We start from the raw sequence: 16,042 nt of genomic DNA on the forward strand, positions 1-16,042 counted from the left end.
CGTGAAACGACTCCACGCCGATGATAGTGCGGATTCCCGTGTGAAAGTAGGTAATCGTCAGGCTCCCCAGCAGCATCAGAAACCCCACCCCATAAAGGTGGGGTTTCTGCGTTTACGGCCGTCGCCCGGAGTTACCACTACTCAACCTCGCGCATAGGCGCCGAAGCGCCTATGCGGGTTCAAGTGTCGCATTCGTATCCCTAATGCGACGACACAACAGGCGGCGAATTAATCACCACCCCGAACCCCGAGAGAATTCTATTTCTCTTGCGCCAAGAACCGCTGGGCAAGTCGCACCCAGTATGTCGAACCGATCGGCAATAACTCGTCGTTGAAGTCATAGCTCGCGTTATGCAGCATGCACGGACCGGCGCCGTGACCCGAATCCCGGTGGCCACCGTCGCCATTGCCCAGAAATGCGTAGCAGCCCGGCTTGGCAAGCAACATGAAGGAAAAATCTTCCGCGCCCATCGTCGGTTCGACCGCATCGTCGACGTTTTCCGTGCCGACAATTTCCTTCATGACCGTCGCCGCAAAGCGAGCCTCTTCGCGACTGTTGACCGTGGGCGGATAGTTTCGGTGGAATTGAATGTCGACGGAGCAGTCGTAGGCTTCGGCAGTGCTCTCTGCGATCTTGCGCATGCGCGCTTCGATAAGATCGAGAGTTTCTGTTGTAAATGTCCTCACCGTGCCAGCGATCCACGCATTGTTCGGGACGACATTGACGGCGTCGCCGGCGTGAATCTGTGTAATTGACAGCACTCCGGTGTCGAGCGGCTTCTTATTCCGCGTAATGATGCTCTGCAGTCCATTCGCGATCTGTACCGCTGTGAAAACAGGATCGCGACCGTTGTGCGGCATAGCCGCGTGCGAGCCTACGCCTGTGATTTCAATACGAAATTCGTTACTCGAAGCCATGATCGGGCCCTCGGTTACACCGAACTGACCCGCCCTCATGCCCGGCCAGTTATGGATCCCGAACACCGCGTCGACCGGAAACTTTACGAACAGGCCGTCGTCGATCATGGCCTGCGCGCCTGCGCCGCCCTCCTCGGCGGGCTGAAAGATGAACACGATCGTGCCATCAAATTCGCCATGTTTGACCAGGTGCCGCGCAGCACCGAGCAGCATCGCGGTATGCCCATCATGACCGCAGGCGTGCATTTTTCCATCGTTTTTCGACCGATGGTCGAAGCTGTTCAGTTCCTGAATCGGCAGCGCATCCATATCGGCGCGCAAACCAATGGAGCGTGAGCCGTTGCCGCGTTTCAGTACACCGACCACGCCGGTTTTGCCCAATCCTCTATGCGTTTCGATACCCCACGATTCGAGAGTTCGTGCGACCAGATCTGCTGTTGCGGTTTCCTCGTATCGCAGTTCCGGATGGGCGTGGATCGTTCGTCGGAGAGTCTGGATTTCGCCGTGAGCGGCCTGGATTTCTGGGATAAGTTTCATGATGGAGTGATGATGCGTGTGTGCTTTGGCTTGCGTGGAATCGCTCGGGGCCACATTGGTCCGGGCACGGTGATAATCGATTCTACGCCGAAGGCCTTTTTGGCGGCACGGTGCAAGTCGACAGGCAATTGACGTAATAGAATCCCGCATTGCTCTACTGCTCCCTCGAACGGACCGCCGATGAATGCTCCGACTGAACACGCTCGCGTCGTCTGCCCGCACGACTGCCCCGACACCTGTGCGATGCGCGTGACGGTCGAGGCCGGTCGCGCGATCAAGGTCTTCGCGGATCCCGAGCACCCTCCTACGCAAGGTGCGCTATGCACGAAGGTCAGCCGCTATGCGGAGCGCGTGCATCATCCGCAGAGATTGACGGCACCCATGAAGCGCGTCGGCCGGAAGGGCGAAGGCCACTTTGAGCCGATCAGCTGGGACGAGGCGTACCAACTCGCTGCTCGCCGCCTCTCGGAGATTGCGGGCCGCGCGCCCGACGCGATCCTCCCGTACAGCTACGCCGGCACGATGGGGCTGGTTCAAGGGGACAGCATTGCGCAGCGGTTCTTCCACAAGCTCGGCGCATCGCAACTGGATCGCACGATTTGCGCGGCCGCCGGCGCGGCCGGGCTGAAGTACACCTATGGCGCGAGCCTTGGCATGCTCACCGAGTTTTTTGACGAGAGCGAGGTCATCCTGATCTGGGGTTCGAATCCCATAGCGTCGAACCTACATTTCTGGACACGCGCCCAGCAGGCCAAGCGTCGCGGTGCACGGCTGATCGCGATCGATCCATACCGCTCCCTGACGGCTGAAAAATGCCATCAGCACATTGCCCTGAAACCCGGCACCGACGGCGCATTGGCGCTCGGCGTGATCAATGTGTTGATCACGGAAAATCTGCTCGATCACGAATACATCGCGGCCTATACGTTAGGCTTCGACCAACTTAAGGCCCGTGCGCTCAGCTACTCGCCGTCGCGTGTTGCCGACATCTGCGGTATTGATGCGAGCGTGATCGTCGATCTTGCGCGACTGTACGGCGGCACGAAAAAAGCTGCGATTCGCATGAACTACGGCCTGCAACGGGTACGTGGCGGCGGTAACGCCGTGCGCGCGATCGCCTGCCTGCCGTCGCTCACGGGTGCGTGGCGGGAGCGAGCGGGCGGTGCGTTGCTGTCGTCGGGTGGGTGGGCGCCGGTTGACTCACATGCGTTGCAGCGGCCGGATCTGATGCCGGGTTGGCCGACCAGGACGAGCCGCGTCATCAATATGAACGCAATCGGCGACGCGTTGCTGCACAAGGGCGACGCGGCATTCGGTCCGAAAATCGAATCTATCGTCGTCTACAATTCGAACCCCGTGGCGGTCGCGCCAGATTCCGAGCGGGTCGCCGCAGGTTTCGCGCGCGAAGATCTGTTCACAATCGTCCTCGAACATTTCCAGACCGACACTGCCGACTACGCCGATCTGCTGCTCCCCGCGACGACCCAACTCGAGCACCTCGACGTCCACAAGTCCTACGGCCATACACACGTAATGGTCAACCTGCCGGCGATCGCCCCGGTCGGCCACGCGGTTCCGAACACAGAGATTTTCCGGGGTATCGCGCGTCATATGGGGCTCGAGGAGCCAGCGCTATTCGAGAGCGACGAGGCCGTCGCACAGGCGGCGTTCAGCTGGCAAGACAGGATGCTCGAAGGCGTCGACTGGGAGAGCCTGAAGAAGACTGGCTGGGCCAAGCTGAACCTTCCCGATGCGCCGTTTGCCGAGGGTGGCTTCCGAACACCGTCCGGCAAATGCGAGTTCTACAGCGAGCGCCTCGCCCAGCAGGGACTCGACCCGCTGCCCGACTATCTGCCGCCCCACGAATCCGCCGACGGCGCACCTGAACTTGCCGCCCGATATCCGCTGGCCATGATCTCTCCGCCGGCCCGCAACTTCCTGAACAGCACGTTCGTGAACGTCGAAAGCCTGCGTTCCACCGAAGGCGAACCGCATCTCGACATGCATCCGGCCGACGCGCAATCGCGAGAGATCGTCGATGGCGATCAAGTGCGTATTTTTAACGATCGCGGCTCGATGCAGGCGCGCGTCCGCGTTACCGATAAGGCACGCGAGGGACTCGTGGTCGGCCTGTCGATCTGGTGGAAGAAACTTGCGCCGGACGGTCGCAATGCCAATCAGGTCACCAGCCAGGCGCTCACCGATCTGGGCGGATCGGCAACTTTCTACGACTGCCTGGTCGAAGTCGAGCGCGTCTGAATCACGCTCAATCATTCCGCGATGCTCGCGTTTTGGAGGTTCGAGGTTGCAGTCTAACCCGGCCGCTTTTCGCGATTAACACCCAGGTGCCCATGCTACGATGCGTTTTTAGCACGACCATTCGAAAATAAAAGGAGGAGACGCTGCATGGACAAAATCTGGCTGAAATCTTATCCACCCGGCGTTCCCGCAGAGATTGACCCGACCCGCTATTCGTCGCTCGGAGAACTGCTGGAAGAAGCCTTCCGCGAACACCGCGCGAAACCGGCGTTCGTCTGCATGGACAAGACGATCAGCTATGGCGAGCTCGACGCGCTTTCGCGCAAGCTGGCAGCCTGGTTCCAGTCGAAGGGCCTTGCCCGCGGTACGCGCATCGCGATCATGATGCCGAACGTGCTGCAATATCCGGTGGCGATTGCCGCTATCCTGCGTGCGGGCTACGTGGTCGTGAACGTGAACCCGCTTTATACCCCACGCGAATTGGAGCATCAGCTCAAGGACAGCGGCGCGGAAGCGATCATTCTGCTCGAGAACTTCGCAGTCACGCTGCAGGCGATCGTACGCAACACCGCGGTCAAGCATGTCGTCGTGGCGGCGATGGGCGATCTGATGGGGATCAAGGGCACACTTGTGAACTTCGTCGTGCGCAAGGTGAAGAAGATGGTGCCGGCATGGAGTCTGCCAGGTCACGTCAAATTCAATACCGCGATCGCGGAGGGCGGACGCCAGAAATTCAATCTGGTGCAGCAAGGCCCGAACGATGTCGCGTTTCTCCAATACACGGGCGGCACGACAGGCGTAGCCAAGGGCGCGACGCTACTGCATCGGAATCTGATCGCCAATGTGCTGCAGTCCGAGATCTGGCTCGATCCGGTTCGCGCGAATCGTACGGACATCGATCAGTTCATCACCGTCGTTGCATTGCCGCTGTATCACGTATTTGCGCTGACGGTTTGCGGGTTGCTGACCATCCGAACCGGCGGCCTCGGCGTGCTGATCCCGAATCCGCGCGACATTCCGGGCATGATCAAGGCGCTCGAAGGGTATGCGATCACGACAATTCCCGCCGTCAACACGCTGTATAACGCGATGTTGAATAGCCCGGATTTCCATAAGCTCGATTTTTCGAAGCTGATCGCCGCGAACGGTGGCGGAATGGCGGTGCAGGAGGCCGTTGCCAAGCGCTGGTACGAGCATACGCACACCCCGATCATCGAAGGATACGGGTTGTCGGAAACGTCGCCGTGCGTGACCTGCAATCCGGTGACCGTCACCGAATACAGCGGGACAATTGGCTTGCCGCTGCCGTCGACGGAAATCTCGATTCGTGACGACGAAGGCAACGAAGTGCCGCTCGGCCAGCCGGGCGAAATCTGCATCCGCGGTCCGCAGGTCATGGCGGGTTACTGGAACCGGCCCGACGAAACGGCGAAAGTGATGACGTCGGATGGCTTCTTCAAATCGGGCGATGTCGGCCTGATGAACGAACGTGGCTTCGTCAAGATCGTCGACCGTAAGAAAGACATGATTCTCGTGTCGGGTTTCAACGTCTATCCGAACGAAATCGAAGACGTCGTGGCCAAACTGCCGGGCGTGTTCGAAGTCGCCGCGGTCGGTGTACCGGATCAGCATTCCGGCGAAGCGGTGAAGCTGTTTGTCGTGAAGAAGGACCAGGCCCTCACCGACGCCGACATCTTCGCGTACTGCAAGCAGCAGTTGACTGGCTACAAGCGGCCTAAGATCGTCGAATTCCGTACTGAATTGCCGAAGAGCAATGTCGGCAAGATTCTGCGCCGGGAGTTGCGCGACGGGCGAGCATAGGCCAGCAGAATCGAGCGCTAATCACGTACGAAGCAGGCACGAAGTGGTGCATTAGCGAAAAAAAGCAAAAGCCCGGCAGAAGAAAGTCTGCCGGGCTTTTTTCCATTTATGCCACCGCCGTCACCATTTAAAGTCGGCCAATCGGCGATGCGCCGCAAGCCATAAAAAAAGGCGCCCGAAGGCGCCTTTGAGGCAAACTGCTTTATTACGACTTATTAGAACTTGTGGCGGATACCGACGCGAGCTGCGAGTTGGTTCTGGTTCGACGAACCCGACAGGCCGTTGATGCCTGCCGTTGCGTCGACCGTAGCGCCTGCTGCGTTGACCGTGTCGCCCAGAGCGTGTTGGTACACACCGATCACGTACACGTCCGTGCGCTTGGACAGGAAGTAGTCCACGCCGATCGCGCCTTGGTGGTACTGAGCACGCGAGTTGCCGTTGATTTCCGCGCCGCGGGTGTAGTCATACGCTGCGCCGACCAACAATGCCGGGGTCAACTGATACTTGAAGTTCAGTTCCGCGTTGTTGAACGTAGCCGACTGGCCCTTGAACGGCGATGCGAACGAAGCGCCCAGGTTGCCGAAGCGGATGTTCGAGTACGTCACGCCGACCGTTGCTGCGCCGAACGTGTATGCGCCGGCTGCACCGATGACCTGGTACGTGTTAGCCGATGCGAAGCCAGCGTAGACCGGCGAGCTCACAGCAGCGGCCGGTGCTGCAGCCGTACCGCCGTTGTTGAACAGGCCACCCGAAGCTGCCGGGCTGCGTGCGTTCAAATAACCAACGCCGAGAACGAGGGGACCGTTGTTGTAGCCAGCGCCCAACGACCAGATCTGGTTCGACGTGACGTTGCCTGCAACGCCGCCGAAGCTGTACGTGCCGCCGAACTTCAGGCCACCGTAATCAACGCTCGTGTACTTGACCGTGTTGTTCGTGCGGTATGCGTTGTTGAAGTTGTCGATGTCGCCCGGGTGAGCAGCGATGTAGCCGCCCCACTGGTCGCCGGCTTCCAGCGGACCAACGTAGTCGACGACGGAGTCGTACTGACGACCCAGCGTGACCGTACCGAATTGGCTCGACAGGCCGACGTAAGCTTGACGACCGAACATCAGGCCGCCTTGACCCAGCTTGCCGTTGTTCACGTCAAAGCCGTTTTCCAACACGAAGATTGCCTTCAGACCGCCGCCCAGATCTTCCGTGCCACGCAGGCCGAAACGCGAGCCTTGCATAACGCCGCTGGACAGGTTGTACAGGTGCTTGCCACCCGAGTTGGTGTTGATGTTGAAGCCTTCGTCAATGATACCGTACAGGGTCACGCTGCTCTGAGCATGTGCGACGCCTGCGAATGCGCCCAGTGCTGCGAGAGCGAGAAGCGACTTTTTCATCGAATGATCTCCAAGGATTACGAATCTTTTGTACAAGGCAGAATATTTATCTAGCGTTGAGGCCTTGCTTGTCCAACTTCGCGAGAAGTTGCACGTAATGTAACAAAAGGCCTACATGGGACAAAGAAAAAGGAGCGGGACAGGAAGGCTCCTGTTTCGTTTACGCAACATGGTCTAAAATCAGAAATTGGCTGCCGGATTCACCCGGTTTGAAGCTTTTCGCGAAGCCGGTTTTGCGCCGTAAAGCCTTATGGCGCGGACCAGTTGGATCGATGAGGCGGCTGTTGAACGAGGGAGCGCGGAATGTTTCTGGATGAGTTGATTAGCGAGTTTGATCGGGGTTTACGCTCAATGACCGGTGTGTCGCGAATGAGTCGCCCGCTGCCGGTTCCGCACGAATCCGCGGTGACGGATGCGACGCCCGAACTCTCACCGGCCGAGCGTGCACACTCGGCTGGGTTGATGCGCGTGAACCACGTCGGCGAGGTATGCGCCCAGGCGCTCTATCAGGCACAGAAACTTGCGACCAAGTCTCCTTCGTTGCGTGTCGTGTTCAATCGCGCTGCGATCGAGGAGGAGGATCATCTCGCGTGGACTTCCAAGCGGCTCGAAGCGCTCGATTCGCGTCCCAGTCTGCTGAACCCGCTGTGGTATGCCGGCGCGCTGGCAATCGGCCTCGCGGCAGGGCGCATGGGCGACCGTGTCAGCCTCGGCTTCATGGCCGAAACCGAGCGTCAGGTGGAGCAGCATCTCGATAGCCATCTGGAACAACTGCCGGCAGCCGACCGGGAGTCTCGCGCGATCGTCGAGCAGATGCGCGTGGACGAGGTGGAGCATGGCAAGGCCGCAATGGACGCCGGCGGGGTCGAGTTGCCATTCCCCGCGCGCGCACTCATGCGCGCTGTGTCGAAAGTCATGACTCGCACTGCCTATTACATATAAGTTCGCGTCCTCTATTTACGTACCTCCTGAAAGTGGAACGGCGCATCGGGCGTCGTCCACCTGAAGTACCCGGAAACGCCATCCCACACCGCCTGATCCCGCTTGACGATCTCTTTCATTCCGCGCCTTTCCCTCGCACTTTTCACGTATCACCTTCACAAGTTGCACTAGCTCATTCATTTATAACGGTTTTCCGTTTTTATGTCCGATGTGAAGGAGTCGCGCTAAGTCCTTGTTCTAACAAACAAAATTCGTCGGAAAACCGTGCATCTCCCTTGACCCCTGTTTAGCGTTCCTCTAAAGTGGGAGACAGTGTGAGAAAGTGTATTTTTGTGTGATCTCGCAGGCGGTTTCGGGTAGATTTTCACGAATCGGGCAGCGGGCGCAAACGCGCCACAGGGGAGAGCGAAGTGTTCCAAGGGGCGTCGGCGCTGACGCTCGATGCGAAAGGGCGGATGTCTATTCCCTCTCGGTATCGGGATGCGCTGCAAACACAGGCAGAGGGCCGGGTGACGATCACCAAGCACCCGGACGGCTGCCTGTTGCTCTTTCCGCGCCCGGAGTGGGAAATCTTTCGCGACAAGGTCGACAAGCTGCCCATGAACGCGACCTGGTGGAAGCGCATTTTTCTCGGCAATGCAATGGACGTCGATATGGACGGCGCAGGGCGCGTGCTCGTGTCGCCGGAATTGCGCACGGCCGGTGGTTTGGAAAAAGAAGTGACCTTGCTCGGCATGGGTCGTCACTTCGAGTTATGGGATGCACAAACTTATGCCGCGAAGGAACAGGCGGCAATGGCAGAGGGCATGCCCGACGCCCTGAAAGATTTCACGTTCTGATCGCGGTTTACTTATATGGCGCCTGCGATGGGAAATGAATTGCAGCATCGCACGGTGTTGCTGGAAGAAGCGGTTCAAGCGCTGGTCACACGCGCGGACGGCGTGTATGTGGACGGCACGTTCGGGCGCGGGGGGCATAGCCGGCTGGTGTTGGAGAAGCTGGGTGAGTCGGGACGTCTGATCGCTTTCGACAAAGACCCGCTCGCCATCGCCACGGCTCAGCAAATCACGGATCCGCGCTTTGGCATCGTGCACGAGAGTTTTGCTTCACTGCGCACCGCGATTGCGGAGCGCGGCGTAGGACGGGTGTCGGGCGTTTTGCTGGATCTGGGCGTGTCGTCGCCACAAGTCGACGATCCGGAGCGGGGCTTCAGCTTCCGCGCCGACGGCCCGCTCGATATGCGGATGGACCCGACGCGCGGCGAATCGGCTGCTGACTGGCTGGCGCGGGCCACGGTGCAGGAATTGACGGAGGTGATACGAGATTATGGGGAAGAACGGTTTGCTTTTCAGATTGCAAAGGCGCTTGTTGCTCGCCGGGCAGAGTCCGACCGTCTTGGGCCTCTCGTCAGCACGGGCGAGCTTGCCCAAATCGTGGCTAACGTCGTCAAAACCCGTGAGAAGGGCAAGGATCCGGCAACCCGCACCTTTCAAGCTATACGGATTCACATCAATCAAGAGCTTGCGGAGCTGCAAGTCGTTTTAGAAGCAGCGTTGTCGCTGTTGGAGCAAGGGGGGCGGCTGGTGGTCATCAGCTTTCATTCGCTCGAGGATCGGATCGTCAAGCGATTCATGCAGGCGCACGCCAGTACGCCTGCGGTGGATCGCCGTCTGCCGATTCGCGCAGTCGATCTGCCGAGCCCTCCGCTCAAGATCATCGGCCGCGTGTTCGCGAGCGACGCTGAAGTCGCCGCGAACCCGCGCGCCCGTTCTGCCGTGATGCGCGTGGCGGAGCGGATCGCACCATGAACCGCCTCAATATCTTCCTGTTGATGATCGTGATGGGCTGCGCCTTGTCTGTCGTCAACGCGACCAATCAGCAGCGTCAGATCTTTATCCAGTTGCAGCGCGCTCAATCGCAGGAGCGCCAGCTGCAGCAGGACTATTCGCAACTTCAATATCAGCAGAGCGCGTTGTCGAAAACGTCGCGCATCGAGCAGATCGCCACTGATTCCCTGAAGATGCAATCGGTTACGACCGGCCGTACCCAGTACCTCACGCTCGATCCGGGCGCGGCAAAGGCTGAAGACGCGCCGATCCCGACTTCCGGCCCGGCCTCGGCGCCGGTGGCGACCCGTCGCGGAGGCGTGCGATGAAAAAATCGTCGGCTCGCAAGAGCGTGGCTTTCTCGGCCAATCCGATCCTGTCGGTGCGCTTGCCGATGTGGCGCTCCAAGCTCGTCGTGTTCATGCTGTTCATGGCGTTCGTCGCGCTCACCGCGCGCGCGTTCTGGATTCAGGGCCCGGGCAACGCGTTCTATCAGAAGCAGGGTGAAATCCGCTATCAGCGCCGCCTCGAATTGCCGGCCACGCGCGGCAAGATTCTCGATCGCAACGGGCTCGTGCTGGCCACGAGTTTGCCGGTGCGCGCGATCTGGGCTATCCCCGAATCGGTGCCGGACGACCTCGGCGCCGACAAGCTGACTTCGCTCGGCAAATTGCTCGGCATGACGAACAAGGAACTGCGCGCCAAGTTGTCGGAGGACAAAACCTTCGTCTATGTGAAGCGCCAGGTGCCGGTGGACATCGCGGAAAAAGTCACGGCGCTCGACATCCCCGGCATTTACGCGCGCGACGAGTACAAGCGCTTCTATCCGGAAGGCGAGATCACGGCCCACCTGATCGGCTTCACCAACGTGGAAGACGAAGGCCAGGAAGGCGTCGAACTCGGCGACCAGAAGCTGCTCGCCGGCATGTCGGGCAGCCGCCGCGTGATCAAGGACCGCATGGGCCACATCATCGAGGACGTGGACGAGCAGGTCGTGCCGCACAACGGCCAGGACGTGGATCTTTCGATCGACAGCAAGATTCAGTACATCGCTTATACGAATCTGAAGGCGGCCGTCGAAAAATTCAAGGCGAAGGCCGGCGCGGCGATGGTGATCGACGTGCGTACCGGTGAAGTGCTGGCGCTCGTGAATTACCCCACGTACAACCCGAACGACCGTTCCCACCTGACCGGCGACCAGTTGCGCAATCGCATCCTAACCGACACGTTCGAGCCCGGCTCGATCATGAAGCCGTTCACCGTCTCGCTCGCGCTCGATCTGCACCGCGTCACGCCGACTACACTGGTTGATACAGGCGGCGGCCGTTTCGTGCTCGACGGTGCGCCGATTACCGACGACAGCGCGTTCGGCGTGCTGACGGTGGGCGGCGTGATCCAGAAGTCGAGCAACATCGGCGCGACGAAGATCGCCATGCAGCTCAAGCCCGAAGAGATGTGGAACATGTACACCAGCATCGGTCTCGGCCAGGCGCCGAAGGTCGGCTTCCCTGGCGCGGCGGCGGGCCGTCTGCGCCCGTGGAAAGGCTGGCGCCGCATCGAACAGGCGACCATGTCGTATGGCTACGGTCTGTCGGTCTCCCTGTTCCAGTTGGGCCGCGCTTACACCGCGATCGCGCATGACGGCGAAATCATGCCGGTGTCGATCTTCCGCACGCCGGGCGATCAGCCGGCCACCGGTCCGCAAATCTTCGCGCCGACCACGGCTCGCGAAGTGCGCGCGATGCTCGAAACCGTCACGGCGCCTGGCGGAACGTCGCCGGATGCGGCGGTGCCGGGCTATCGCGTCGGCGGCAAGAGCGGTACGGCGTACAAGCACGGCGCGCACGGTTACGACCACTCCAAGTATCGCGCGTCGTTCGTCGGCATGGCGCCGATGCCGAATCCGCGCATCGTCGTGGCCGTTTCGGTCGACGAGCCGACGGCGGGCAGCCACTTCGGCGGCCAGGTGTCGGGTCCTGTGTTCTCGGCGATCGTCGGCGATACGTTGCGTTCGTTGAATGTGCCGCCGGACATGCCGGTCAAGCAGATGGTGGTGTCCGACGACTCGGCCCCGGTCGCGCCGGGCGCGCCCGCCACGCCAGCCACGGCCAAGAAACTATCCACCAGCGCCGGCGCCAAGAAGATGACGATTTCCGCGAACGCGAAAAGCCACCCGGGAGTCGTGCGATGAGCGCGCTGCGCGAGAAGCATCCCGAGCAGCGGCAAATCGCCGACGCCCTCAACTGGCTGCACGCTCACGTGCAGCCAGGCGCGCATCTGCACGCCGACACTCGCTCGCTCGCGGCCGGTGACGCGTTTTTCGCCTACGCAGTGGACGGCGCGGACAACCGCCCGTTCATCCCGGGTGCGATCGAACGTGGCGCCGCCGCCGTGCTGGTTCAGCCCGAGGGTTTCAGCGGTGCGATCGATCCGTCGAACACGCTCGCCGTGCCGGCGTTGAACGAACTCGCGGGTTCGATCGCAAGCGGCTGGTACAACGATCCGAGCGACAGCATGCTGACGCTCGGCGTCACCGGCACGAACGGCAAGACTTCGTGTAGCCAATGGATCTCGGCGGCGTTGACCGCGCTCGGCACGCGTTGCGCGATCATCGGCACGCTCGGCACGGGTCTGCCCGGCCAACTGGTGCACACCGGCTTTACGACGCCCGACGCACCGCAGCTGCAACGCAGCCTCGCGCAGTTGCGTGACGCGGGCGCTCAGGCGGTCGCCATGGAAGTGTCGTCGCACGCGCTGCACCAGGGGCGCGTGAACGGCACGGCGTTCGACATCGCCGTGTTCACGAATCTCACGCAAGACCATCTCGACTACCACGGCACGTTCGAAGCCTACGAAGCTGCGAAGGCCCGCCTCTTCGCCTGGCCGGAACTGCGCGCGGCCGTGATCAATCGCGACGACGCGGCCGGCCGCCGTTTGCTCGCCAGCACGCAAGGCCACGCGCGCACGATCGCCTACGGGTTGGGCGACCTGCAAAAAGACGCTCCGCAAGCCGACGCATTGCTGCTCGCTTCGAATGTGCGCGCCACCGCCACGGGCACCGCGTTCCATCTGAGCACTTCTGACTGGGGCAATGCCGAAGTCGAAGTGCAGACGCTCGGCGCGTTCAACGTGAGCAATCTGCTCGGCGTGCTGGGCGCGTTGCTCGCCGCCGACGTGCCTTTCGAAGCCGCACTGGCCGAACTGGCGAAGCTCGAATCGGTGAACGGCCGCATGCAGCGTTTGGGTGGCCGCTTGCAGAACGACGAGCCTCTCGTCGTGATCGATTACGCGCACACGCCGGATGCGCTGGAAAAAACCCTCGAAGCGCTGCGCCCGATGGCAACCGCACGCGGCGGCGAACTGATCTGCATGTTCGGCTGCGGCGGCGACCGCGACGCGACCAAGCGCCCGCTGATGGGCGCGATCGCCGAGAAGATCGCCGACGGCGTGGTCGTGACCAGCGACAACCCGCGCAGCGAAGATCCGCAATCGATCATCGAGCAGATCGCGGCGGGTATGAAGGACGCGTCGAAGGCGCGCCGTATCGAGGACCGCGCAAGCGCGATCCTGCAAGCGATCCGCAGCGCCGCGCGCGAAGACGTCATCGTGCTGGCCGGCAAGGGGCACGAAGCAACACAGGAAATCATGGGTAAGAAACGCGCTTTCTCCGACCAGGATCACGCTCGCCTTGCGCTGGCCGCGCGCGCGACGCACGCACGCGGAGGTGGCGAATGAGCATGTTTTCGCTGCGTGAAGCCGCCGCGCTGATCCCGGGCGCGACCGTGCTCGGCGACGAGACGGTTGCGTTCGAACGCGTTTGTACAGACAGCCGCAGCGCCGGCCCCGGCGACCTGTTCGTCGCGATCAAGGGCGATCGTTTCGACGCGCACGATTTCCTGCCGGACGTCGCCGCCCGCAACGTGACGGCTGTTCTCGTCACGCGTACGCCGCAAGACTGGAGTGTGCCGGCGCTCAAAGTCACCGACACGCGCGTGGGTCTCGGCGCGCTCGCGCGCGGCTGGCGCCGCCAGTTCAGCATGCCGCTCGTCGCGGTGACGGGCAGCAACGGCAAGACCACGGTCAAGGAAATGATCGCGTCGATCTTCGCCGCTGCGGTCGGTGCCGAGGCGCGCCTCGCTACTGCGGGCAACTTCAACAACGACATCGGCTTGCCGCTCACGCTGTTCCGTCTGCACGCCGCGCATCAGCTGGCGGTGGTCGAACTCGGCATGAACCATCCGGGCGAAACCTCGGAGCTCGCGAAGATCGCCGAGCCGACGGTCGCGGTGGTGAACAACGCGCAGCGCGAGCATCAGGAATTCATGGCGACGGTCGAAGCCGTCGCGCTCGAACACGCGAGCGTGATTCACGCGCTGTCGCCGGAAGGCGTCGCGGTGTTCCCGGCCGACGACGCCTACGCGAGCATCTGGCGCGTAGCCGCGACCGGCAACCGCATCATGGACTTCGCGCTGAATTCCGCCGAGCGCATCACCGAAGCCGCGGTGAAAGGCACGTTCGACGGCAACGTGTTGAGCATCAACACGCCGGAAGGCCAAATCGAAGTCACGCTGCAAGTGCTCGGCAACCACAACGCGCACAACGCGCTGGCCGCAACGTCGGCCGCGTTGGCTGCGGGCGTTTCGCTCGACGCGATCAAGCGCGGTCTCGAATCGTTCGACGCCGTGAAGGGCCGCCTGCAGGTGAAGCAAGCCGTCCTCGGCACGCTCGCCGGCGCGACCGTGATCGACGACACCTACAACGCCAATCCCGATTCGATGCGCGCCGCGATCGACGTGCTCGCCTCCCGCGCCGCGCCGCGCGTGCTGGTGATGGGCGACATGGGCGAAGTCGGCGACAACGGTCCGGCGTTTCACCGCGAAATCGGCGCTTACGCCAAGGAACGCGGTATCGACGCGCTATACGCCATGGGCGACGCCTCGCGCGACGCCTGCACCGCGTACGGCGCGAGCGCGCATCACGTCGCCGATATCGGCACGCTGGTCGCGCAATTGCAGCAGGCCGGTTTCGGTCCTGCCGCAACGCTTCTCGTGAAAGGCTCGCGCTTCATGCAGATGGAGCGCGTGGTGGACGCCGTAACGAGTCCACAACCCAACGCAGCGGGCAGTACGCCCGCGGCACATTGAAATAGAAGGACCGAAGCATGCTACTGGCGCTGGCGCAATGGCTGCAGAATGACGCAAGCTTCTTGCGCGTGTTCAGTTATCTGACTTTCCGTGCGGTGATGGCGACCATCACCGCGCTGCTGATCGGGCTCGTCTGCGGCCCGGCGGTGATTCGCAAGCTGACGGCCATGAAGGTCGGTCAGGCCGTTCGTAAAGACGGTCCGCAAACTCACCTCGTGAAATCCGGCACGCCGACCATGGGCGGTGTGCTGATTCTGCTCGGCATCGCCGTGGCCACGTTGCTGTGGGCCGACCTGACCAACCGCTTCATCTGGATCGTGATGCTGGTCACGTTCGGTTTCGGTGTGATCGGCTGGGTCGACGATTACCGCAAGGTGGTCTACAAGGATCCGCGCGGTATGTCGTCGCGCGAAAAGTATTTCTGGCAGTCGGTGATCGGTCTGTTCGCTGCCGTGTATCTCGCATTCAGTGTGTCCGAAGCGAGCAATGTGCGCGTGTTCGACCTGTTCATGGCGTGGGTGAGGAGCGGCCTCTCGATGGGCCTGCCTCCCCACGCCGACCTGATGCTGCCGTTCGTCAAGTCGATCAGCTATCCGCTCGGCGTGTGGGGCTTCATCGTGCTGACGTATCTGGTGATCGTCGGTGCGAGCAACGCGGTCAACCTCACCGACGGTCTCGACGGGCTCGTGATCATGCCCGTCGTGCTGGTGGGTGCGTCGCTCGGTGTGTTCGCGTATGTGATGGGCAGCTCGGTCTATTCGAAATACCTGCTGTTTCCGCATATCGCCGGTGCGGGCGAGTTGTTGATCTTCTGTTCGGCGATGGGCGGCGCGGGACTCGCGTTCCTCTGGTTCAACACGCACCCGGCGCAGATGTTCATGGGCGACGTCGGCGCGCTCGCGCTCGGCGGCGCGCTCGGCACGGTCGCGGTGATCGTGCGTCAGGAAATCGTGCTCTTCATCATGGGCGGCATTTTCGTCGCGGAGACGCTCTCCGTGATGTTGCAGGTCACGTGGTTCAAATTCACCAAGCGCCGTTTCGGTGAAGGGCGGCGTCTCTTCAAGATGGCGCCGCTGCATCACCATTTCGAATTGTCGGGTTGGAAAGAAACGCAGGTGGTCGTGCGCTTCTGGATCATCACCCTGATGTTGTGTCTCTTTGGTTTGTCCACGCTCAAACTGCGTTAAGCAGCAGGTCATTAAGGAAGCAG

The 16,042-nt window shown here is 61.5% G+C and carries 12 protein-coding genes; 10 read left to right on the plus strand and 2 right to left on the minus strand.

Annotated features, from left to right (window positions below):
* Positions 1–258: 258 nt before the first annotated feature.
* Entirely contained in the window at positions 259–1,455 is a 1,197-nt protein-coding gene (locus AC57B1_RS32345) for a M20 aminoacylase family protein (protein ID WP_496419795.1), read from the minus strand.
* Positions 1,456–1,635: 180 nt separating this feature from the next.
* On the opposite strand from AC57B1_RS32345, the gene AC57B1_RS32350 reads away from it, so the two are divergent.
* Both AC57B1_RS32350 and AC57B1_RS32355 read left to right on the plus strand, forming a co-directional pair.
* Positions 1,636–3,714 (plus strand): molybdopterin-containing oxidoreductase family protein, encoded by a 2,079-nt coding sequence (locus AC57B1_RS32350; RefSeq protein ID WP_496419796.1) that lies wholly within the window; start codon positions 1,636–1,638, stop codon positions 3,712–3,714.
* Between the two features lie 147 nt (positions 3,715–3,861).
* Positions 3,862–5,535 (plus strand): long-chain fatty acid--CoA ligase, encoded by a 1,674-nt coding sequence (locus AC57B1_RS32355; protein ID WP_496419797.1) that lies wholly within the window; start codon positions 3,862–3,864, stop codon positions 5,533–5,535.
* A 215-nt stretch (positions 5,536–5,750) separates the two neighbouring features.
* Here AC57B1_RS32355 and AC57B1_RS32360 read toward each other — a convergent pair whose 3' ends face one another.
* Positions 5,751–6,920 (minus strand): porin, encoded by a 1,170-nt coding sequence (locus tag AC57B1_RS32360; RefSeq protein ID WP_408352250.1) that lies wholly within the window; start codon positions 6,918–6,920, stop codon positions 5,751–5,753.
* Between the two features lie 303 nt (positions 6,921–7,223).
* Between AC57B1_RS32360 and coq7 the strand changes: the two genes are divergently transcribed.
* The 8 genes from coq7 (at position 7,224) to mraY (ending at position 16,019) form a co-directional block, all read left to right on the plus strand.
* Positions 7,224–7,862 (plus strand): 2-polyprenyl-3-methyl-6-methoxy-1,4-benzoquinone monooxygenase, encoded by a 639-nt coding sequence (gene coq7 / locus AC57B1_RS32365; RefSeq protein WP_408352248.1) that lies wholly within the window; start codon positions 7,224–7,226, stop codon positions 7,860–7,862.
* Positions 7,863–8,272: 410 nt separating this feature from the next.
* Positions 8,273–8,701 (plus strand): division/cell wall cluster transcriptional repressor MraZ, encoded by a 429-nt coding sequence (gene mraZ / locus AC57B1_RS32370; protein WP_091798777.1) that lies wholly within the window; start codon positions 8,273–8,275, stop codon positions 8,699–8,701.
* 15 nt (positions 8,702–8,716) lie between these two features.
* Positions 8,717–9,670, plus strand: a complete 954-nt coding sequence (gene rsmH / locus AC57B1_RS32375) for a 16S rRNA (cytosine(1402)-N(4))-methyltransferase RsmH (RefSeq protein ID WP_091798781.1) — start codon at positions 8,717–8,719, stop codon at positions 9,668–9,670.
* Positions 9,667–10,017, plus strand: coding sequence for a cell division protein FtsL (ftsL, locus tag AC57B1_RS32380; RefSeq protein ID WP_091798783.1), 351 nt, complete (start codon positions 9,667–9,669; stop codon positions 10,015–10,017). Before rsmH ends, ftsL begins: the two co-directional genes overlap by 4 nt.
* Positions 10,014–11,879 carry a peptidoglycan D,D-transpeptidase FtsI family protein gene (locus AC57B1_RS32385; RefSeq protein WP_408352246.1) on the plus strand — a complete coding sequence of 622 codons (1,866 nt, stop codon included), beginning with the start codon at positions 10,014–10,016 and terminating at the stop codon, positions 11,877–11,879. Before ftsL ends, AC57B1_RS32385 begins: the two co-directional genes overlap by 4 nt.
* Positions 11,876–13,423: a UDP-N-acetylmuramoyl-L-alanyl-D-glutamate--2,6-diaminopimelate ligase gene (locus AC57B1_RS32390; RefSeq protein WP_496419798.1), complete on the plus strand. Its 1,548-nt coding sequence runs from the start codon at positions 11,876–11,878 to the stop codon at positions 13,421–13,423. Before AC57B1_RS32385 ends, AC57B1_RS32390 begins: the two co-directional genes overlap by 4 nt.
* Positions 13,420–14,832 (plus strand): UDP-N-acetylmuramoyl-tripeptide--D-alanyl-D-alanine ligase, encoded by a 1,413-nt coding sequence (locus AC57B1_RS32395; protein ID WP_496419799.1) that lies wholly within the window; start codon positions 13,420–13,422, stop codon positions 14,830–14,832. The genes AC57B1_RS32390 and AC57B1_RS32395 overlap by 4 nt, the downstream gene beginning before the upstream one ends.
* Before the next feature lie 17 nt (positions 14,833–14,849).
* Positions 14,850–16,019, plus strand: a complete 1,170-nt coding sequence (gene mraY, locus AC57B1_RS32400) for a phospho-N-acetylmuramoyl-pentapeptide-transferase (RefSeq protein WP_012434424.1) — start codon at positions 14,850–14,852, stop codon at positions 16,017–16,019.
* Positions 16,020–16,042: the final 23 nt, after the last annotated feature.

The sequence above is a fragment of the Paraburkholderia sp. BGA-UO-ETr-F21 genome (assembly GCF_059567925.1).

Bases quoted from the DNA above. Each gene is read 5' to 3' on its own strand.
- AC57B1_RS32395 (WP_496419799.1), top strand. From the start codon at position 13,420: ATGAGCATGTTTTCGCTGCGTGAAGCCGCCGCGCTGATCCCGGGCGCG.
- AC57B1_RS32345 (WP_496419795.1), bottom strand. From the start codon at position 1,455: ATGAAACTTATCCCAGAAATCCAGGCCGCTCACGGCGAAATCCAGACT.
- AC57B1_RS32360 (WP_408352250.1), bottom strand. From the start codon at position 6,920: ATGAAAAAGTCGCTTCTCGCTCTCGCAGCACTGGGCGCATTCGCAGGC.
- ftsL (WP_091798783.1), top strand. From the start codon at position 9,667: ATGAACCGCCTCAATATCTTCCTGTTGATGATCGTGATGGGCTGCGCC.
- AC57B1_RS32350 (WP_496419796.1), top strand. From the start codon at position 1,636: ATGAATGCTCCGACTGAACACGCTCGCGTCGTCTGCCCGCACGACTGC.
- mraY (WP_012434424.1), top strand. From the start codon at position 14,850: ATGCTACTGGCGCTGGCGCAATGGCTGCAGAATGACGCAAGCTTCTTG.
- rsmH (WP_091798781.1), top strand. From the start codon at position 8,717: ATGGCGCCTGCGATGGGAAATGAATTGCAGCATCGCACGGTGTTGCTG.
- AC57B1_RS32385 (WP_408352246.1), top strand. From the start codon at position 10,014: ATGAAAAAATCGTCGGCTCGCAAGAGCGTGGCTTTCTCGGCCAATCCG.
- AC57B1_RS32390 (WP_496419798.1), top strand. From the start codon at position 11,876: ATGAGCGCGCTGCGCGAGAAGCATCCCGAGCAGCGGCAAATCGCCGAC.
- AC57B1_RS32355 (WP_496419797.1), top strand. From the start codon at position 3,862: ATGGACAAAATCTGGCTGAAATCTTATCCACCCGGCGTTCCCGCAGAG.
- coq7 (WP_408352248.1), top strand. From the start codon at position 7,224: ATGTTTCTGGATGAGTTGATTAGCGAGTTTGATCGGGGTTTACGCTCA.